This is a genomic window from Elusimicrobiota bacterium, from assembly GCA_041660185.1.
In the GTDB taxonomy this organism is placed as follows: Bacteria; Elusimicrobiota; Elusimicrobia; order 2-01-FULL-59-12; family 2-01-FULL-59-12; genus JBAZWU01.
The window spans coordinates 87756-107207 of the sequence record JBAZWU010000003.1; the positions used below are offsets into that span (position 1 = coordinate 87756).

A 19452-nucleotide genomic window follows, 5' to 3' on the forward strand; every position below is an offset into this window, starting at 1 on the left:
AATCGCGTTATCGCGTAATTGCGCCGTTTCTCTTATTGCTGATGCGCGAGAGGTTGCTGGCCTGTCTGGGAGAGCGGCACCGCGCGGCCCTGTGTGATCTTGTAATCCAGCAGCGTGCTGACATTCGGCAGGTACAGGTTAGGGCTTGAGAAGCCGAGATACGTATTGTCAGGGTAAGTGTACGTTCGGGTACAGTTGTTGGGGGCGGCGGCTGTTTTCCAAACGGACGCGGTATTGAGGGATTGGCCGACGATTCCCCCCGTCATCGTCAGCGCGCAGGGGTTCCCCGGGGTTGCCGGCCGGACGGCGGGTTCGGCCTGGAGGCCGCCATTGGCCACAAAAGTCCCGTTCAGGGACAGCACGTCTGGCGCGCGCCCCAGAGTACTCCCATCCCCCGCCACGTAAATCGTATCCTCGCTGACGAGCGCCACCCACGAATTTTTGTCGGCTAACGAAATATCGCCATGGACCCGGATCGGGCCTATCGCATAAATCGTGTAAACGCCGCGCACCGTGAGTCCGGCGCCCCACGCCCCGAGATCCACCCCCGCCGGGTCGGGCACATAATACACGTGCGAGGATCTCCCCTGCGCGTCCGGAGGCGGCTCCGGCACCAAACCGCTGAATCCTCCTGCCGGAGGAGCCGTCCCTCTGTTTAAAAATAACGGGCGGGTGGAAAAACTGTCGATCGTCGCCACATTCAGGGGGGTATTCAACTGGACCATCCCGGTCATGTGGACCGTTCCAGGATGCGGGCCAAGATCGATTGGATCGACGGCGAAAGCCCGGCCGAGTGTTGCCGCGCCATCAAATATTAATGTCGGAGCGTAAACGTCCCCGGTGCCCAGCTGGCTCCCGTCGGCGATATGCAGGGGGCTGTTCACGGCCGCGACATACTCCGAGACGCTCGTGAACAGAATCGTGGCATGGACAGAGGCCATCCGGGCGCGCGGTTGCCCCGGCGTGACCGGATCCGTCGCGTCTCCGGTCGAGAGATCGTAATAGCCGATGGCGTCGGCGGAGATGTACATCCGGTGGGCATCGTCGTAGCGGGTGAGGGTCGTGCGGGAGCTCCCGTTTTCCCGGGGCACGCTCAGAATCATATTGTTGCCCGGCCGCAATTGCTGCCCGGCGTCGGGCCGGCGCAGCCAGGCCAGGGCGTCATTAAGCCCGGCGTCCGCGTAATCGAGCGCCTTTTGACGCGTGAGAACCTGGGTGTTTTCCCGGCCGCGGAACCAGCCATACATACTGTAGAGCGTAATCGCGCTGAGCACGAAGAGGCTCAGAATCATCGCGGTCAATACAGCGCTCCCGTGATTATTAAGTCGAAGGCTCATGGCTAACTCCGGGTGACGGCCCGGCGGGTGACGGTTGTTGTCACGGGCATCGGAGCGGTAGGCGTGGGTGGAGCCGTATGATCAAGGCGAACATTGATCGTATTATTGTAGCCGGCCACCGCGCTGAAGGTCAGCGTCAGCGTCGAGGCATCCACCGTTTTGAACAGAACCTGAGAATCAGCCGAAATGCCCGTCGTGACCGTCCGGACCAGCGTCCTCCCTTGAACGCCATAGGCAATTTGCGTGGAGCTGGTCGCGGAGGGATTGTTGATATCAAATGGAGGCCGGGTGTGGAAGGCGATGGAAGGCGACGGCAGCGTAGCGATGACGCCGTCGATGCTGGCGGGGTTGGCTTCCCTCAAATCACTCATGATCACGTCCAGAGTGCTGTTGAGATTGCGCTCCAGCCGGGCCTGCTGGTGGAACTGGTCGATCTTGTTGGGGATTTTCATGAAATTCGCGGCCCAAAGCCCGACGATCCCGATCACCCCGATATAAACCGTCAACTCGATCATCGTAAAGCCGGCGCACGATCTTGCCCGATGGAGTTTCACATCCCTCCCCCACCGGCAGGAGGCGGCTTGGTATCCAGCGTGAAATTCTGTTCGAGGCCCGTATCGGGCGTCAGTGGATTGGGCAGGAGAAGGGTCACGCTTCCATCCGCGTTGATGTTGCCGTAGCTGGTCGAATGCGGCTGCCCCGTTGTCCCCACGGAGACCATGGCCGTGAAGCCGGGTTTGCTGGGTTTAAAATAGGCGCTGTAGTAGCCATGGGGGTCAGTCGTTATCGGGTTGTTGGAGATATCCAAGGACTGGCTGCGGGAAACATTGTAGTCAAAAACCGAAACACCTTGAAGGCCATTGCCCAGAAAGTCCCTGACATGGCCATAGACCCTGTAGCCCTTGAGGTTGCAGAGAAGGTAAAAACTATTGATGTCATTAACGGATATCTTGTATTCAGAGCCTGACCCAAGCGCGTCGCATTCATAACCATGAGAATTGTTCGGACTACCCATAATCACAGTCAGGGAACTGATGATAATAGTCCCCAGATCTGAAGAGGGAGCCGTTGGGACAGGATACTGGTTGAAAGAAGCCCAGGGAAGACCATTGGAGGTAATCACATTGGACATTCCATTTGACCCGGTGGCACAGTGGTCATGTGTATGGCACTGATCACCGCCGTTAATTGTAAAAGGTATTTCGCCAGCTAATCGAGGGTTCATCGGATGGCTGCAGGGCTGGGCACAGGAATAGCCGTACGTATAGGTGCTCACCGTAGTCGCTTCTGTTCCTATCGCTTGAATTCTGATCGGCATGGAGAGGTTATTAGGACGCTGAAGGCGAAAAAGAATATCTGTTTCATGTTGAGGAATGTCCCAAAACTTAACCCGCGCCCATGACGGAAGCGCAAAACGACCGTAATTTACAGGATCGCTGGGATCAGCCGTATTCACACTTTCATCTCGATTGTAGAAGTGCACAAGAACCTGATAATAGGAAATCACCAGGTTGCTTATAGAGCCAATACCAGGCCCAGCCACAAGTTGGCCGGTTAGTGTCTCGCCCGGGGTCAGATTGATGGTCAAATCAGTTGTGTTCCCCATCGTGCCGGTGCAGTTGACTCTTCCAAACACGCCTTGGGGGAAGTTTGTCGGATCCGGGGCAGACCAGGACGGGCGCTCATATTCGGAGTCACGGCAGTACGGATCGTAATCCGGATCCGAGCTATTGTGATGATTGCAACTCATGGGGATCCACGCGTATATGGCTGCGGTTGAAAGTCCCTGGCATAACCCGTTCCCTGTCACAACATTGCTCAAATACAAAAGGCCTGTGTTTGATCCATACTGGCCGCCGGGGCCGTACGTCCGTGGGAATACAAAGCACCCTGCTTCTTGAGCCGCTGACCACCAACGCGCCGGCCAATACATCACGGACATATTCGGGTGCGCGTATTGAGGATTTGCTCCATACGTCAGGCGAATCCGTACGTCCCCCATCGCGACCGCCTGCAAAGGCTGTTCAACGTCCGACGTCGAACCGTTCCAGATCACGGGGACAGGCGTTGTATCGGAATAACCTCTGACAAATCCATTTTCCGTTGGGACCGAAATATGACTCACAGTCCCTTCATTCTTATTCTGCAGAATTACCGTGGGAGTTCCGGTGATGCCGGGCACCGCGAGGTTGACGGTGTTGAGGGGCAGCACGTTATTGAATTCATAGTTGCCCGAGGCATCGACATGAACGCGGCAAACGTCCGAAATGGGGACGCATGGCCGGTAGCCGTTCTGGGCGCTGGTCGCTCCCGGATCCGCCACGACGGCGGACTGAGTGGACCCCGCGATTTCAACCTCTGCGCTGGTGCAACCGCTCCCGCCGCCACACGGAAGACCTGCCACCGTTCCATGGATGAGCCCCATCTTGCGAAATTGGGTGAAGGCGACTCGAGCCTGCGTCCCGAATACGACCGGGACAGGAAGGTTGTCGGTTGTGACCACGTAGATCGGGTCAATCGTCGAGCCGGATCGGTAATACCCTTGTACAAAGTTCGGATCCGAGCGGGGAGTCCCGAAATCCGTCGGGGTCGTTGGCGCTTGTGCGGTAAAAGGAATTGTAACGCCAGGACCGCTGCTGAGTTGAACCCCTCCGAGCGTGGCGATCCCGTCCGAACCGGTCAGCGCCTGGGCTTTGACGTTTGGATTGGCTTGCGTTGGCGCGCTGATTAATATGCCCGGGAAGCCCATGTTGGGACAGGCGGCCACAATCGCCTGAGGATCGGTCAGCGTCCCGCATGGCGGTCCCGCGTACACCATCGCCGTCCCGCTGGGGACGGCGAGAGTCCGCTCGGCGAAATTCTTCCGGAAAATGACCGAGTTGTTCTTCTGCCCGTCGTTCCACGTGATGGTTGACGTCACCATGCAGTTGGAGAATTGAGAATCGCATTGGGCATTGGTTGTGATCCTGAAATTGCCCGGGTTATAGGCAAGCCCCAGGAAGGTTTGAACCGGAACCGGGGTTGGACGGTTCCATTGCCCAAGGTTATAGAAATCTCCGATCGACTGGTCCTGGTAAAATTCCTGCACCATTTCGCCCAGCTTGGCGGCTTTCTTCGCCAGCTGCTGATGAACAATCTGCTGGCTGGTCTTAATGATGACAATACCGGCGGCGAGGCTGACCAGTGTCAACAGAATAAGGCCGAGAATCGATTCCAACGACAGAAATCCCTCGTTTTTGGTAAGAAATTTAGAGGAAAAACGGGGCATGCTTAAGTGTAAGACCTATCGGTGGAACTTACAAGTGGGGAGGAAACACGGAGCACGAAAAGAGCCGATTACGGGAGGGGATTCGTTGATTGTTAAATCGAGGTTACATCGTCAGCGCTCATGGCCAAGCCGGAAGATGCGCATGTCCCCGGCTCGCACGCGGTCCGGGCTGTCCGTGCCGGCCGCGACAAACAGGTATTGATCCTTGGGTTCCGGCGGCAGAGAGCAGGTCAAAGTCGCGCGTCCCTGGTCATCCGTAAGCAAGATTCCCTGTGTTTCCCGGAGGCTGATCGGATAGAAAAATCCGAAATGAACTTTGCGCTGAGCGATTGGCTCATGGCGGGCGTCCGTAACGGTGGCAGTAAACGTCAGCGCCTCTTTCGAGCGGCCGCCCGGTTGGGACGAAAGAACAATTTGTTCCGGTCCCCCCGCCGCGATAAAGGAAACCGACTGAGTGCTCAGCTGGCTTCCTCCGGAATCCAGCGCTTGAATCGCCACCCTCTGGCGGTGGCGCGCGAGCTTGGGAAGGGAGAAAAAGCCGCGCCATCCTCCATGGCCTGATCCTTCCAGCGGTTTCCAGTCTCCCCCGTTGACGCTCAGGCGCATCTCCGCCACATTGTCCGCTCCGCAGGCTTCGACAGCGATGGGTGAGGCCAGCCCGTAATAATGATCGGCCTTGGGTTCCAACAGCAGGGCTTCGTTAAACGAGGAGACATCCTGATAAACACGCCGGGGGATGCCGTCCATGTCTTTCCGGCTATCCGTTGGGATCGCCAGAACCCCGTCCCACTCCCAGGGCTCGTTGTCGTGCGTGTCCGGATCCGTGGGGTAATGCCAGGTGTCGATCCAGGAGACCAGAACGGATCCTCCCGCGTGCCCCTGGACAGCCCCGCGCAGGCTCTCCAGGTCTTTGATACTCTGGTCGTATTCGGAATAGCCGCCCGCTCCGCCATGCGCTCCGTTCGTGGATTGGGAAACCGCGTACCCGCCTGTTTCGCCGATAATCAGGGGCCGATCCTGCGCGAGATGGTCGGCAAACCAGCGGACCACGCCAGCAAATCCCAGTGCGTGATTCAGCGATTTCGGCCAGAAGGAGAAATGATTGATCGTTACGAAATCAAAAGCATGATGATCGAGGAAAGCCAGCGGCGGCCAGCTGTCCATCGAGACCGGGCGCGGATCAATGGCCTGAATGGCGCGCTTGAGCCTGCGGAAGAACTCCAATGTTTCCTGTTCGCCGGATTCGACGACAGCTTCCGGCCAGGGTTCGGTCATAATCACGTATCCGAGCACGTTATCGGAATCTCTGGATTGTTCCGCTACATTCTGGACCTGGGCGAGGCAGGAGTCCTGATTGTGCTGGTCCGCAAAATTCTGATGCGGATCCAGCCAGATTCCCTGAAGCACCATCAACCCGTATTTTTTCGCCAGCGCCAGCTCCTCCGGGCTTAAGGCATCCCAGGTGCGGACCACATTGAAATGAGCCTCCTTTATGCGCTTGAAGTCCATCGCGGTCCAGCGGCGGTTCGTGTCGACGTACGAAATCCCCGGATGCTGATGCGGTCGCCATGGCGAGTAGCCGATGCCCCGGATGTAAAAAGGTTCGCCATCGACGTAAAACCGCTTGTCTCGAATTTCGACGCGGGAGGCCGCGGAAACCGCCGTCGCAAAAAACATCAGATAAAGAATACACCGTTTCATAATCGGGTTAATTTTACCGCGGTTTCGATGTGCGCGGTCTGAGGAAATAAATCGACCGGCTGCACCTCTTCCACCCGGTAACCCCCTTGGGCGAGAATTCCCAAATCCCGGGCCAGCGTTCCCGGGTCACAGGAAACGTAGACGATCCGTCCGGGTTTCAGGGTCCAAAGGGATTTAAGCACCGCCGGATCGCAGCCGGCCCGCGGCGGGTCCAGCGTGACGGTCAGCGCCGGCCCCCCCGCGGAGCGGTCAAGCCCGCGCAGAAACGCTTCAACGGGCGCCGCGCGAAAACACGCGTTGCGAATGCCGTTCACGTCGGCGTTGATGCCGGCATCTTGAATCGCGCCGGGCACTTCTTCGACTCCGCCGACTTCTTCAAAATGGTCGGCCAGCCACAACGCGATGCCACCGACGCCGCAGTACAAATCCAGCAGGCGTTTCCCCTGGCCGGCCATCGAACGGACAACGTTGTAGAGAACCTCCGCCTGGCGGCTGTTGACTTGAAAGAAAGATCCCGGCGAGAGCCGGAACGTCAACCGGCCCAGCCGCTCTTCGATAAAATCAGCGCCGGTCAGCTTGCGCCACCGCCGGCCGATGATGACGTTGGTTCGAGCCGGATTGACGTTTTGATAAACACCGGTCAGCTGGGGAAATTCCTGGAGCAAGGTCTGGATGATCTCTTGCTCATGCGGGAAATCAGGTGTGCGGGAAACGAAGATTAAAGCCGCTTGTTCAGTCATCCCCCGCGGGGTCTGGCGGGGGATCCAGGAAGTCGTTTCATCCTTGGATTCCCCCCCAGTGGCCGGGGGGAATGACGTTGGGGTGGCTGCGGGAAATGACGACTTGGGGGTCGTCGTTCGAACCAAGAGGTGCCGGATCCAGCCGGTGTACCGTAGGGCATCATAGGCTGGCAATCGGTGGTGCTCTAAAAGTTGGCGTGTGCGGTTTAAAATTCGCACGGAGAGTTCCGGCTGCACCAGGCAGTCTTCGATCGGGAAGATATCGTGCGTGCCGGGGCTGAAAAAACCGGAGATCATCCGGCGCGTTTGACAATCCCAGCCCACCGGTTGCTGAACTTTGTTGCGATAGCGCCAGGGGTCCTTCATCCCCAGCACCGGCTTCACGGGAATCCGGCCCAGCCCTCCCAGCCGCTCCAGCGTCTCCTGGACCAACGCGCGTTTGGTTTCGAGCTGAGCGTCATAGCGCAGATGCTGCCAGTTGCAGCCGCCGCAACAACGGCTGCTTGGCACTTGTAACTGGAAGTGATACGGGCAGGGAGGCGTAATACGATCGGGGGAAGGGTTGAGAACGTGAAGGATCTGCGCGCGAGCATATCGCGCGTGGGTTTCGGTGATTTGAACGTCAAGCCGGTCTCCGGGCGCGGCGTAGGGAACAAAGATCACGCGCTTGTTTAAACGCCCCACGCCTTCGCCGCCGAGCGAGAGCCGCTCAATATCGAGTGTGACTCGCTCGCCTGAACGGTCCAATTACTGTGCGGACGATGTCGAAACCGCCACGCTGGCCGGCGGGACCTGAGCGCTGAGCTGCTGGAGTGTCACCTGAGCATCCGGAAGAAGCGCGCTCTTGGGATATTTCTTTTCAAACGACTGGAGCGCGATAATCGCTTCGGTCTTTTGCCCGGCGCGTGCCTGTTCGACGGCCTGGCGCAGGAGTTTGACTTCGTCGAGGGTTACCGGCGTGTCCCCCTTTTTTCCCTTCCAATAAAGCTGATGGGATAAGGGTTCCTGTTTGGCGCCGCGTAAGCCGACTACGCTGGAGCCGCTCGCGTTGGGTTTGTTGACCCGCTCCGCCGCATGTTCGAGCTTCACCTGGAGCTGCTCCAGATACTGGGTCAGCGTGGAATCCGTCTTCGGTTCTTCAGCACAGAGGCGGGGAATGGGATAAGCCAGAAATGCCAAAACCAATAGAGCAACTAGTTCTCGTTTCATAATGAGTCCTCCCTTAATGGTCTATTGCAAAAAAACTCTTTTCAGGTTATAGCTTCAGTATGCTGAAACGAACCGCCCGAATCCGCCGGCGACTGCTGCGTCGCAACCGTCGCCGATAAGCGCCGCTTACTCCTCCCCATTCTCGCAATTCACGTGCTCGATCGACAAGCATTCATATGGCTTTTCGATGGGTTTCATGGCGCCCCGCCCCCTTCACGGAATCTCTTTATTATTCCTTTCGAATCTTCCCGAATCAATGACCAGGGGTTCAGAAGGGTCAACGGATCCAGCAGCAGCCCCGGAACCGCCTGGGTCAGAATCCTCGCCTGGAAGGCCAGATAGATAAACGCGCTGGCGACCAGAGAATAGCAGGCGCCGTGTGTCCCGTAGCGCGGGATCAGCCAGATGTTGAACAACAGCTTGCTCACACACGCGATCACCGTTCCCAGCAGCAATTGGCGTTCACAGTCTTTGGCGATCAGGAGTTGCAGGCAAAGATGATTCAAGAAAACCGCCGCAAACGCCACCAGTAGAATCCGCAGCAGAGGTGTCGCCTCGCTGAACTGGGGGCCGTAGAGGAGGGTTTCCAGAAAAGGGGCTGCCAGAAAGGCGCTGCCGGCGATGACGAACAGGAGAAGGATCGCGTACGCCAGCAGGGCGCGCGTGTTGTTGAGAAAGGATTCGTGCTCATGCGCGTAGCGCGATAAGGCCGGGAAGAAAGCGCCCGCTAAAAGGACCGGCGCGACCTTGAGCACATCGATAATTTTAGTGGCGGACACATAAAGCCCGATGTCTTTGGCGGCCACATGGTAGTGATTCAGCAGCAGGATGTCCTGGTTGTCGTAGAGGATCCAGAAAACGACGGAACCCAGAAGCGGCAGGCTGCTGGAGAAAAGCCGCCGGGCCATGACGCTGTCCCATCCCAGAGGGAACCCGCCGAAGCGCGCCCGTAAAATCACCATCCCCAGCCCCAGGCTGAAAACAGAGGCGATGCTCATGGACAGGGTGACATGGATGAGCGATCTCGTTCGGTACAGAACGAGTATGCCGCAGGTGGCAACGATCATGCGGCACAGCGTCCGCAGGCAAGCTTCCCATCCCATCTCTTCTTTGCCGGCCAGCGCCGCTCCCATATAATCGATGAGGCTGTAGGTCACCACCATGATCGCGACGGTATCGACCAGCAAGCGATGCGTTCGGGCAAAGGGGTACCCCCCGGAGAGGAAATGGACGCAGACAATCGCCAGCAGAGCGGCGGAAAATTTAATCGTGTTGGCCGAGCGCAGAATGGCGGTCCGTTCAGGCGCGTGGCGCGCGATTTCCCGCGTAACAATGGAATTCAGGCCCAGGTCAACGACGATCAGGAAAAGGGAGGCGAAGGCAAACGCGGTGGAATAAAAGCCAAAAGCAGCGGCGCCGAGGGTGCGTGCCAGCAGGAAAATGAACAGGGCGGAAAAAACACGGACACCGCCTTCGCCGATCAGTTTAGACGTAAAATTCCGCATAGGCCCATTCTATTAAAATTCGTCCGGCAGGTAGCCTTCCCGCCGCATGCGTTCATTGAGTTGCGCCCGGCGGCGGGACATGAAGGCGCGTTCGCTCATCGGACTCCATCGCCTGGGGCTTGGCAGGATGGATGCCAATGCCACCGCCTGGTCCGGGGTGAGATCGCTGGCGGAGGTGTTGAAATACGTTTGTGCGGCGGCCTCCGCTCCATAGATCCCGCGCCCCCATTCCGCGTAATTGAGGTAAAGCTCCAGAAGGCGAGACTTGCTGAGGAACAACTCCAACTCGATGGTGATGAGCGCTTCTTTGGCCTTCCGAAGCAGGCTCTTGCGGGGCGACAGATAAAGCGTCCGCGCCAGCTGCTGCGTCAGCGTGCTTCCTCCGTAAGCGAAGCGGCGTTTTTCCCAGTTGGTCTTCAGGGCGATCCGCATCTGTTTAAAATCGAAACCGTGATGCTGATAAAACGTGTCGTCTTCCGCCAACAAAACAGCATGAATGAGATTGGGAGAAATACTCCGGAGATCCCGCCAGATCAGAAGCGGCTTCAAATGCCGCCCGTTCTTTAAAGCCTGGTTTTCCCGGAGCCGCATGAACGCGCTTTGCGCGGGGTGATGCTTTCGCAGCGCGTAGACGTTGGGCAGCCACAGAAGGTAAATCAAGCATCCTGCCAGACTCAGGAGGACAGCCCGGCGGATGACGTTAAGAGAGCGGCGGGCGAACTTCATAGAGGCAATACTCGGGATCGCTGCGGATCCGGCGCGCCCGTTTTTCAAAGAAGGCAGCCCACTCCGGATGACGGGTCCAGCTCCCCTCGACCGGGGTGAGAAAAAAACGGACTTTGGGTAGCCATTGATCGACTTCAACCTGGGAGGCGGTATCCAGATTCACGCAGTATCCGCAGCGGTCGATGTAATAGAGAAGGACGGGTGTTTCTCGGGTGTTGGTGAGCACAAGGTCCCCGGGGTGGCTGATACGCTGCAGAAGGTCATGAGCCGGGTATAACCATAACCGTTCCAGGCGATACCAGTGTTTGATGCGCAGCGCAGCATGCACGGGAATTCCAAGGATCAGGAGGATCACCAGGGCCCGCCTTCCCCCGGAAGACGTTGCCCACCGCCACGCTGTTAACACGCCCAGAGCGATGAATATGCTGTTAATGGGCGCCCAGGGGATGTCGGTGTATTTGTGGGTCCATCCATAAGCGCCGAGAAGCACGATGTAAGCGGCGGTGATGAGCCACCAGCCCGTAAAGAAGAGACGGTTATCCCGGGACTGCTTTTGATCCGCAGACCGCCATAAGCTCCGCACCCCGATCGCTCCCAGGAGCAGCCCGCTGTAAGTCGTGTCGATCTCGGGGAAGCGCGAGATGAATTTCGCCTGCCAGAAATCCGGCTGCAGCAGAACCTTTAAGTTCTGCCAATGCTCTCCCGCCCCGAGCGGAAGCACCTGCACCGGCGCCTGCCGGGCGTAGTGATACCAGGCCGCGGTGAGTCCGATTATCGCGATCAGCGCCCCCCAATAGCCGGGGTGGAAGATTCGCCGGTATTCGATACCCAGAATAAGCCAGAGGCCTCCCACCAGGTACAGGAAGGGCAGCTTCAGGAGCGGCCCCAGCGCTCCCAGGGCGATCAAAACCGGCCAGTCCCACAGACGGCCTTCTCCGGCCAGTCGCCGGTCCAGATAATAGACGAATCCCAGAAAGGCCCAGAGCGCCATGGACTCCGGCTGCACGGTGCGCGTGAAGTAAATGTGGACCGGGATCGCGCACATGATGAGAGCGCTCCAGAGGCCGACGGTCTCCCCGAGACGCCGGCGGACAAGCCCATACAGGAAAACAGCGGACCAGGCGGTGAGCGCGATACTCAGCAGCCGTCCCAGAATTTCGTGAAACCCGAAGAGCTTGTAGAGCATCGCCACGCCGTAGCTGTAAAGCGGGAACTCCGTCCCTGTCCAGACCGCCGGTCCGTTGGTATCCACTTCCGGTTTGAGGAAATGCATGCCGTGGCGAAAATAGTTGCGCGCCATGGAGGCGGTCTGGCATTGGCGGTGCGCGTGATAGTCCAGGAGCGGCGAGGTAATCCCCGGCCAATGAACCAGCAGGCTCCAACCAATAATAAGCGCAAGGGTCGATGTTTTTTTCATGAGGGATGGAAAGGATTTCAGGGTTATACGTCCGAAGGAATCAGGGATCGAAGTGGGCGATGATTTTCGGCACGTCCGTTTTATCCGGAGCGGATTTGGAAAGTTCTTCAACCTTAGCCGTCAGCGCCTGGTTCGTTTTATGAAGTTCGGCGAGGCGTTTGAGAACCAGCTTCTCAAGTTCATCTCTTGAATGCTGGAGGTCTTCCCGGGCTTGTTTCTGCTCCGTGATATCCGTAAAAACGCCCAGGCTGCCCCGGGCCGTCCCGTCCGGATTGAACAACGGGGTGGCGCTGCATAAGAGATGGCGCCGCGATCCATCCGCGCGTTCGACGTCACATTCGATCCCGGGTACGTCTTCGCCGGTGCGCGCGGCCATCGGCATGGGGAGTTCGTCAGCCAGGAACTCCTCGTCTTCCTGGCGCAGGATCCGATAGGATTTGGTCAGGGGAGCGTCCGGTTCTTGCCCCAGCAGATGCGCCAGATAAGGGTTCCCCGAAACGAGCTCGCCTTCGGTGCCCTCGGTTGTGCCGATGCCGACCGGCATGACCCTGAACAACGTCTCCAACTCCTGAAAGCGCTGTTCCAGATTTTTGTTCAGCTGCTGGAGCTCCGCGCTTTTCTGATCAGAGGCCTGGGCCCTGCGTTCGCTCATGCGCAGCGCGATAAAGAGCAGCCAGCTGGTCAAAAAGCCGGCCAGGCCGACGAACAGGGGCCCGATCCAGACCGTGGAAAACGCAAAGGGGACACGCGATCGAAGTTCGAGGGTCCAGGAGCGGCCCGCTATCTCCAGGGGCTGGAGGGACCGGAAACGAGCGCGCTGAAACCATCCTTTTGGTTGCTCAGCGGAGCGCGCCAAAAGCTTCGAGTCGACCGCTTGATCCCCATCATAAAGGGCGTAGTCAAAATGTTCTTCGGAATCCTTGCGGAAAATGCCGTGTAAAAGATCGTCGCCGCGAAAGGCCGCAGAAACGAATCCAATCAGCGCCCGCCGTCTCTGCTCCGGGGTGCCGGTAGGTGCTTTGGCGGTATACACGGGCAGATAAATGAAAAAACCGGAGGACCGATTCTTATCGATTTCAGGAGGAAGAGAAACCCGGCCGGAAGCCGAGGCTGCGCCTGTATCCCGGGCCCGCTCCATCGCCGTTCGGCGGACCGGGTCTGAGGAGAGGGTGTTGCCCGGCAAAATTCGGGTGCGGCGGCCCACTTGGGCGTTTCGAGCGGCTGGTTTTTGGTATTTGACGAATCCCAGACTGAGCAGGCCCGGGTAACGTTTTTCCAAATCCAGCTGCTGCGTGAAACGGCGCACCTGGGCGGCGGTGACCTTGGGATTGACCTGGATGAACCCGGCCGCCGCGCGAAGCGCCGCCAGATAGCCATCGAGCTTGGGCTGGATGTTTTGCTGCGTATCGAGGAAGTAAGAAGACACGCGCGTTTGCTCAGAGGTCAGCGTGACTCGCCGGACGTAAAGCATCGCCGATAAGGTGAGAAGCGCCGCCAGGCCGGTGATGACATAAGAAAATAAGGCTGGGCGGGCCGCTGGAAGACGGCTGGTGGGAGCCTCTGGCATGGGGCTATTCTAGCACCTTCGTTTGGAAAAGAGAGGAAACTTTAACTATAGAGGGTCACGAATTCTCCCCCCGCCTCAAGTCCTTCACCCATAATTTGGTGGAGGACTTTCAGCAACGCCAGGAGCCGTTCGGGTGTTAAATCATGCGCTTCCGCCATATGCGCCAGGCCGGCGGTTTCCTCGTCCATCTGTCCCAACACGGCGTCGATCGCGGCCCGGACAGCCCGGATCTCCTCGGCCTCCATCCCGCCGAAGGGATAGTCATCGGACGGCTCGGTTTCCCTGATCGGAGATTCGAGGAGCCCCATCAGTTCCAGTCCCGTCAGATCTTCTGCGGCGCTCAAAAACAGGATCGCTTCTCCGGCTTTAAATTCCATAGTCCCAAGGGATTTGCCGCTGGCCTGGATGAACGCCGGCACGGACGCGGAGTCCGCCGGCAGCTGGCGCGTCTCGTTCAGGGGCAGGGAATAGAAATGAAGGTGAAAAACCATAGCGGATGAAGTCATTTTAGATAAAATCAACCAACCATCGGTATGGTTCGCCTGAAAGGGCAAACCAATTTGCCGATAAGTCCGGCCACCCGGACAACGCGCAAGCGCTTTGTACGGGCCATCGCCACCTTTGTATTTGGTGAGCGATGGTCGCAACAATAGAGAATAGGAGGCGAAGGTGAACATTTCAATTATTTTAGCGCATCCGAATCCGCAAAGCTTTAATCACGCCATCGCCGAAGCTGCCGCTGATGAACTGCGGCAGCGCGGTCACGAGGTCCATTTCCATGATCTGTATACCGAGAAGTTCGATCCCCTCTTTCGCAAAGGCGAAGAACTCCCCGGTGCGACGCTCCATCCGGTCATCGTTGCGCAGGGGAAGGAAATCGTTTCAGCGGACGGGATCGTGATCGTCCATCCCAATTGGTGGGGCCAGCCGCCGGCGATTCTGACCGGCTGGATCGACCGGGTCCTACGCGCGGGCCAGGCCTACCGGTTTGTGACGAACGATTCAGGGGAGGGCGTTCCCGTCGGCCTGATGAAAGCCAAGGCCGCGGTTGTTTTCAATACAGCCAATACGCCGAAGGCCCGGGAAGACTCTGTTTTTGGCGATCCGCTGGAAACGATCTGGAAAAATTGCGTTTTCGGTTTATGCGGCGTTACAAATTATCACCGCGAGATTTTCCGGGTGGTGGTCACCAGCACTCCGGCCCAGCGCGACGAATGGCTCCAAACCGTTCGCACGACCATGACGCGTTTATTCCCTTAAGGCTGGATTAATAAAGGCGGCGCGTGGAGATACCCCGACACCTTCCGCTTGGAGTCAATCTGCTGATACACCTGCGTCACTTGCCCTTCCGTCAAGCCGAGGGCCGCGGCCAGCTCTGCCGGAGGGACGTGGTGGTCCTTTCCGTAAAGGCACAAGTCCATCTGGGCGAGCGGTAGCGAAAAGTAGAACTCTTCCTGGGATTGCTCCAACGAGTATGTATCCGTTGTTGGCGGGCGGCTCTGGATCTCCTGGAGGATGTTGAAGTAGGCGGCCAGCTGATAAACCTGCGTCTTGTACAGATGGGCGATCGGCTTGAGATCCGCGGCGCCGTCTCCATTCTTGACAAAGAACCCAAGATCGTATTCCAGCCGATTAGGTGTTCCTATCACCGCATACTGGAGCCGGTCGGCATGGTGATACTCCATCATGATTCGCACGCGCTGTTTGAAGTTCATGGCCGCGATAATTTCCCGATAGGCCTGGGCGGTCACGCGGGCTTTTGTTTGAACCCCCGCCGGCGACTGCACCACGACGGAGGAGACCGCATAGGCCGATTCCTCTGTGATACTTGGCAGGACCAGTTTGCATTTGTAGTCTTCCGTGTATCCCGGGATGAGCGAGCGAATCGCCACATCGCGCCGCTGGTAACATCTGGCGGCTTTCAAAAGCGGGGATACATCTTCGAGGATGGCGGTTATCCCGAGTGATTGGGCGAGCTCGCGCCCCAGCCGCAGGCTCTCCGGCGAAGAATCCGCCTCCGGCATCAAAAGGCCCAGGACCCGGTCGGCCCCGAGGGCGCGGACGCACAAAGCTGCCGCAACGCTGCTGTCAATTCCCCCGGACAGGCCTACAACCGCGCCTTTTCGCTTGAGTTGTTGCCCGATTTGTTCGCGGATCGCCGCGGCGATCCGGTCGGCTTCCCTGGGAGCATCCAACGTCAAGACATCTTTAGAAAATGAAGTTTTCATGGGCGCTCCGTTGGCGTGGTCAAAAGTCGCTTGGCAATCTTGCCGCTCGGCGTTTTCGGAAGTTCATCTCGAAACTCGACAAACTTGGGTACCATAAAATCCTCCATCCGGCTGGCACAGTGGCGCAAGACATCTTTCTCGGTCAACGGGACACCTTTCTTCGTGACGAGTACGGCCTTGATCGAACTTCCCAAAATGGGATCCGGCACCGCGATCACGGCGGCCTCGACGACCCCGGGCAGCGAATAAAGAATATCTTCCACTTCTTTGGGGCTGACTTTCTCGCCGCGCGTTTTAATGATGTCATCTTTGCGGCCGACGAAGTAGAGGTATCCTTCTTCATCGGTTCGGAAGAGATCGCCCGAATAGAGGACATTTTCACACGGGAAAGGTCCGGGCTTGAGAACCTTTGCGGTCTCTTCCGGTTTTTGCCAGTAGCCCTTCATGACATTCGATCCGCGAATCACCAGCTCGCCCACCACGCCCGGTCCCACGCGGTTCCCCTGCTCATCCACAATATAGACCTCTTCATTCGGCATCCCGCGGCCCACCGAGCCGGGCCGGAGGTCAATCTGATCCGGAGGCAGATAGGAAACGCGCTTGCATTCCGTCAGACCGTACATCGAATAAAGCCTGACCGAAGGAAAAAGTTTTCGCAGTTTCACGATGTGGTCGGTCGGGAGCGCCGCGGCTGTGTTGGACATGTACCGCAGGCTGGAGAGGTCCCATTTCGAGAAATCCATCTGAAGCAGTATCGCGGCGATGGTCGGGACAACCGGAAACCCGGTGACCTTCTCCTGGACAATCTTGTCCAGACAGGCCGCCGGATAGGTGAACGAACGTTCCAGGACCACCGTTCCGCCGATCTTGAAAGCCATGAGGACCTGATAAAGCCCGTAGTCGAACGACAGCGGAAGGACATTCAGGATAATATCGTCGGGCGTGTTCTCAAGATAAGTGGTAATGGATGTGGCGGCGGAGACGATGTTGAGATGAGTCAGCATCACCCCTTTGGGCCCGCCGGTGGACCCCGACGTATAGATCAGGGCCGCCAAATCGACATCAATGCACCGCTTTGGCAGGGGATTCACGGTCCGCTTGTCTTGAAGAATTTCCCCCAGAGGCCGCACGGATTTCGCGATGCCCTTGATCTGCTCCTCTACCGTTCCATCAACGAATACAGCTTTAAGGGAAGGTTCCTGGAGGCTTTCACGAGCCGCCTCGAGCTTGGCGGCATGGGTGATCAAGGCCACAGCAGCGCAGTTGGCCACCAGGTAGCGCAGCTTGTCCGCCTTGGTCGTGGGATTGACGACCACGAACACCGCCCCCGCTTTCAAAACGGCAAAAATGGAAACAACCGCCTCGACGGAGTTTTCCAGATAGATGACGACCCGGTCGCCGCGGCTCACCCCTTCGGCCGCCAGGGCCTGCGCCAGCCGATTGCACTGCTCGTCAAGCTCCCTGTATGTCAGCCGGCGAAGGCCGGCCACGAGGGCCGTCTTGCCACTCGAGCGGCGGGCGCTGTCTTCCAGGAAGTCTTCGACTTGCATGGTTAAGCCTCCTTGCCCACTTTCCTGTTTACAAACCGAATCATCTTCTCGATCGAATCCAGATTGTCGGGGATTAACTCATTGTCCTCGATATGGATTTTATACTTCGTCTCGAGGAACGTCACCAGCTCCAGTACTCCCGTTGAGTCGATCAGCCCTTTTTCCAGCAGGGACTCGTCATCGGAAAATTTGACATCACTCTGGCCGAACGAAAAGTTGTCGACAATGAACTTCCGCAGATTCTCTTTCATGATTGCGCTCCTAGGTTTTCAACGAATTGATTTGACACGAGTTGAGAGGAAAGGATCCCCACCAGTGCCATGTTATCTTTGATCCCGATGGCCCGGCCGCGCCGGAATTTGTCCACCAGTTTCTCTACAGCGGCGGGCTGGAAGAGCCCGCTCTTTTGAATGCGATCCGGGCTTAAGAGCGACTCCACGTAATCGCGGCCCTTCCCTGCCGTGAAAAAACTCTTTCCTTCCGGAGCCCGGTAAGGCTGTTTGGGCCTGTTCCTGACCGAATCCGGGATAAGGCCTTCCGAGCCGCGCTTCAAGATATATTTCTCATTCAAGGCTTTCATTTTGAGCCGCGGCGGGATAGAGGCCGCAAATTCGACGACCCGGTGATCCAAAAAGGGAAATCGGCCTTCGATAGAATGAGCCATCGCCATCCGGTCGCCTTGTGACGAGAGGATGTAGCCCGGCAGCAGATAGGCGGACTCGAGGTACTGGGCCTGGCACAAGGGATCCCAGCGGAAGTAGTCCTCCGGCAAATCGGCCTCCAGCGGCGGGAGAGGTTCAGCCCGGCGGAGCTCCGCCCGCAGGTCATCGGAGAAAAACATCTTGAGCATGGAGGTCAGTCCCCATCTCGGGAGGTGCGAGAAAAACGGGCTCGAGAGATCTTGTTCATCCACCCGGAAGAACGCTTTGAGATACTCCGTCGACTGCATTTGCAGTCTGGGGAGATACGGATACAATTTTTTCAGGAGCAGCGGCCGGATCTTGGAATCCGGACGCGCGCCCCAGAACCGGCGAATCTTGGCTTCCTTGAAAATGTCATAGCCGCCCAGCATCTCGTCCGAGCCTTCGCCCGTGAGGACGACCTTGTAGCCGTTGTCTCGAACCAGCTCCGAGAGGATAAAAAGCGGGGCAGGGGCCGTTCGAAGGATCGGTCTTTCCGTTTGCCAGATGACCCGCGGAAAGACCTGGCCAATGGCCTCATGGGTACAGCGCACTTCATGACGCTCGACGCCCAGGGCGTTACTGACTTCCTTCTGATAAGAGGACTCATCAAATTCCGGGTCATCGAAGGCGACCGAGAATGTTTTGAGCGGAGTGTCCGTGCATTTTTTAATCACAGCGGCGATAACGCTCGAATCAAGCCCGCCGCTTAAATACGCTCCCACCGGCACGTCCGCGCGAAGACGGAGGCGCGCGGCGTCCACCAGCAGCTCCATCAGGCGCGACGTATACTCCTGATCCGTTTTGGGCCCTCCAGGTCTGTGGCCATCCGAAGGATAGTTGAGCTGCCAGTAGCGTTGAGTCTTACACGTTCCGTTTTGAACGGTAAGCGAGGTCCCCGGAGGAAGTTCCTGAATTCCTTTAAAAATGGTCCTGGGCGGCAACGCGGACCAGTAGGTAAAAATTTGATCAAGAGCGACAGGGTCTATCTGGCGGGGCATTCCCGGATAGGCCAGGAGCGATTTCATCTCCGAAGCAAAGAGAAAGGTCCGGTCCTGGAGCGTATAGAAAAGCGGCCGGACTCCGAGCCGGTCGCGCGAGAGGAAGAGCTTCCGCTTCTTCTTGTCCCAGATGGCAAAGGCCCACTGGCCGTTAAAATCCTCTACGCACTTCTCCCCTTTTTCGGCATAGTGATGCAGAATCACCTCCGTATCGGAGTGCGTCGCGAAGCGATGTCCCTTGCGGAGCCATTCCTCTCTTAGTTCTTTATAATTGAAAATTTCGCCGTTAAATGTGATCGAAAGGGATCCGGAGTCGTCATGCATGGGCTGGTGTCCGCCGGCCAGGTCAAGGATGCTCAGCCGGACGTGGGCCAAACCGACCTGTTGATCCGTGTAAACACCGGAGTCATCAGGACCGCGGTATGGAATCTTCTCAATCATCCGGCGAAGGAGACTGGCGTCTGCCTTCGCGCCATCCAGATGCAGCGCCCCCGCTATTCCGCACATAAGGGGGCCCTATGGC

16 protein-coding genes are annotated in these 19452 nt (G+C 57.8%); 1 reads left to right on the plus strand and 15 read right to left on the minus strand.

Features of this window, described 5'->3' with window-relative positions; translation table 11 throughout:
* Positions 1 to 32: 32 nt before the first annotated feature.
* The 11 genes from WC859_04040 to WC859_04090 form a co-directional block, all read right to left on the minus strand.
* The gene (locus WC859_04040) at positions 33 to 1337 is read right to left on the minus strand and encodes a hypothetical protein (protein ID MFA5975317.1); all 1305 of its coding nucleotides are present in this window, start codon (positions 1335 to 1337) and stop codon (positions 33 to 35) included.
* Positions 1338 to 1339: 2 nt separating this feature from the next.
* Positions 1340 to 1891, minus strand: coding sequence for a type II secretion system protein (locus WC859_04045; GenBank protein ID MFA5975318.1), 552 nt, complete (start codon positions 1889 to 1891; stop codon positions 1340 to 1342).
* Positions 1888 to 4554: a hypothetical protein gene (locus WC859_04050; protein ID MFA5975319.1), complete on the minus strand. Its 2667-nt coding sequence runs from the start codon at positions 4552 to 4554 to the stop codon at positions 1888 to 1890. Before WC859_04050 ends, WC859_04045 begins: the two co-directional genes overlap by 4 nt.
* 162 nt (positions 4555 to 4716) lie before the next feature.
* A complete protein-coding gene (locus WC859_04055) occupies positions 4717 to 6306 on the minus strand; it encodes a glycoside hydrolase family 2 TIM barrel-domain containing protein (protein ID MFA5975320.1) in 1590 nt (529 codons plus the stop codon).
* Positions 6303 to 7793, minus strand: coding sequence for a 23S rRNA (uracil(1939)-C(5))-methyltransferase RlmD (gene rlmD / locus WC859_04060; protein ID MFA5975321.1), 1491 nt, complete (start codon positions 7791 to 7793; stop codon positions 6303 to 6305). The genes WC859_04055 and rlmD overlap by 4 nt, the downstream gene beginning before the upstream one ends.
* A complete protein-coding gene (locus tag WC859_04065) occupies positions 7794 to 8255 on the minus strand; it encodes a hypothetical protein (protein MFA5975322.1) in 462 nt (153 codons plus the stop codon).
* Between the two features lie 194 nt (positions 8256 to 8449).
* Positions 8450 to 9760 carry a flippase gene (locus tag WC859_04070; protein ID MFA5975323.1) on the minus strand — a complete coding sequence of 437 codons (1311 nt, stop codon included), beginning with the start codon at positions 9758 to 9760 and terminating at the stop codon, positions 8450 to 8452.
* A 12-nt stretch (positions 9761 to 9772) separates the two neighbouring features.
* Positions 9773 to 10486, minus strand: coding sequence for a monofunctional biosynthetic peptidoglycan transglycosylase (gene mtgA / locus WC859_04075; protein ID MFA5975324.1), 714 nt, complete (start codon positions 10484 to 10486; stop codon positions 9773 to 9775).
* Positions 10461 to 11903, minus strand: coding sequence for a glycosyltransferase family 39 protein (locus tag WC859_04080; GenBank protein MFA5975325.1), 1443 nt, complete (start codon positions 11901 to 11903; stop codon positions 10461 to 10463). The genes mtgA and WC859_04080 overlap by 26 nt, the downstream gene beginning before the upstream one ends.
* Positions 11904 to 11943: 40 nt before the next feature.
* On the minus strand, positions 11944 to 13470 hold the full coding sequence (locus WC859_04085) for a CHASE domain-containing protein (protein MFA5975326.1): 1527 nt from the start codon (positions 13468 to 13470) through the stop codon (positions 11944 to 11946).
* A gap of 41 nt (positions 13471 to 13511) precedes the next feature.
* Entirely contained in the window at positions 13512 to 13961 is a 450-nt protein-coding gene (locus WC859_04090) for a hypothetical protein (protein ID MFA5975327.1), read from the minus strand.
* A gap of 178 nt (positions 13962 to 14139) precedes the next feature.
* Between WC859_04090 and WC859_04095 the strand changes: the two genes are divergently transcribed.
* Positions 14140 to 14730: an NAD(P)H-dependent oxidoreductase gene (locus WC859_04095; GenBank protein MFA5975328.1), complete on the plus strand. Its 591-nt coding sequence runs from the start codon at positions 14140 to 14142 to the stop codon at positions 14728 to 14730.
* Here the strand turns inward: WC859_04095 and nadE are convergent.
* From nadE to asnB, 4 genes are read right to left on the minus strand one after another with little or no spacing between them, the layout of a single operon-like run.
* A complete protein-coding gene (gene nadE / locus WC859_04100) occupies positions 14727 to 15698 on the minus strand; it encodes an NAD(+) synthase (GenBank protein MFA5975329.1) in 972 nt (323 codons plus the stop codon). The two genes, WC859_04095 and nadE, sit on opposite strands and share 4 nt — an antisense overlap.
* The gene (locus WC859_04105) at positions 15695 to 17248 is read right to left on the minus strand and encodes an AMP-binding protein (protein MFA5975330.1); all 1554 of its coding nucleotides are present in this window, start codon (positions 17246 to 17248) and stop codon (positions 15695 to 15697) included. The genes nadE and WC859_04105 overlap by 4 nt, the downstream gene beginning before the upstream one ends.
* A gap of 2 nt (positions 17249 to 17250) precedes the next feature.
* Positions 17251 to 17499 carry an acyl carrier protein gene (locus tag WC859_04110; protein MFA5975331.1) on the minus strand — a complete coding sequence of 83 codons (249 nt, stop codon included), beginning with the start codon at positions 17497 to 17499 and terminating at the stop codon, positions 17251 to 17253.
* Complete coding sequence (gene asnB, locus WC859_04115; GenBank protein ID MFA5975332.1) at positions 17496 to 19436, minus strand: asparagine synthase (glutamine-hydrolyzing); 1941 nt, start codon at positions 19434 to 19436, stop codon at positions 17496 to 17498. Before asnB ends, WC859_04110 begins: the two co-directional genes overlap by 4 nt.
* Positions 19437 to 19452 lie beyond the last annotated feature (16 nt).

Excerpts from the sequence above, each read along its gene's own strand:
- WC859_04040 (MFA5975317.1), bottom strand. The coding sequence starts at position 1,337 with ATGAGCCTTCGACTTAATAATCACGGGAGCGCTGTATTGACCGCGATG.
- WC859_04055 (MFA5975320.1), bottom strand. The coding sequence starts at position 6,306 with ATGAAACGGTGTATTCTTTATCTGATGTTTTTTGCGACGGCGGTTTCC.
- WC859_04065 (MFA5975322.1), bottom strand. The coding sequence starts at position 8,255 with ATGAAACGAGAACTAGTTGCTCTATTGGTTTTGGCATTTCTGGCTTAT.
- WC859_04070 (MFA5975323.1), bottom strand. The coding sequence starts at position 9,760 with ATGCGGAATTTTACGTCTAAACTGATCGGCGAAGGCGGTGTCCGTGTT.
- mtgA (MFA5975324.1), bottom strand. The coding sequence starts at position 10,486 with ATGAAGTTCGCCCGCCGCTCTCTTAACGTCATCCGCCGGGCTGTCCTC.
- WC859_04080 (MFA5975325.1), bottom strand. The coding sequence starts at position 11,903 with ATGAAAAAAACATCGACCCTTGCGCTTATTATTGGTTGGAGCCTGCTG.
- WC859_04085 (MFA5975326.1), bottom strand. The coding sequence starts at position 13,470 with ATGCCAGAGGCTCCCACCAGCCGTCTTCCAGCGGCCCGCCCAGCCTTA.
- WC859_04090 (MFA5975327.1), bottom strand. The coding sequence starts at position 13,961 with ATGGTTTTTCACCTTCATTTCTATTCCCTGCCCCTGAACGAGACGCGC.
- nadE (MFA5975329.1), bottom strand. The coding sequence starts at position 15,698 with ATGAAAACTTCATTTTCTAAAGATGTCTTGACGTTGGATGCTCCCAGG.
- WC859_04105 (MFA5975330.1), bottom strand. The coding sequence starts at position 17,248 with ATGCAAGTCGAAGACTTCCTGGAAGACAGCGCCCGCCGCTCGAGTGGC.
- WC859_04110 (MFA5975331.1), bottom strand. The coding sequence starts at position 17,499 with ATGAAAGAGAATCTGCGGAAGTTCATTGTCGACAACTTTTCGTTCGGC.
- asnB (MFA5975332.1), bottom strand. The coding sequence starts at position 19,436 with ATGTGCGGAATAGCGGGGGCGCTGCATCTGGATGGCGCGAAGGCAGAC.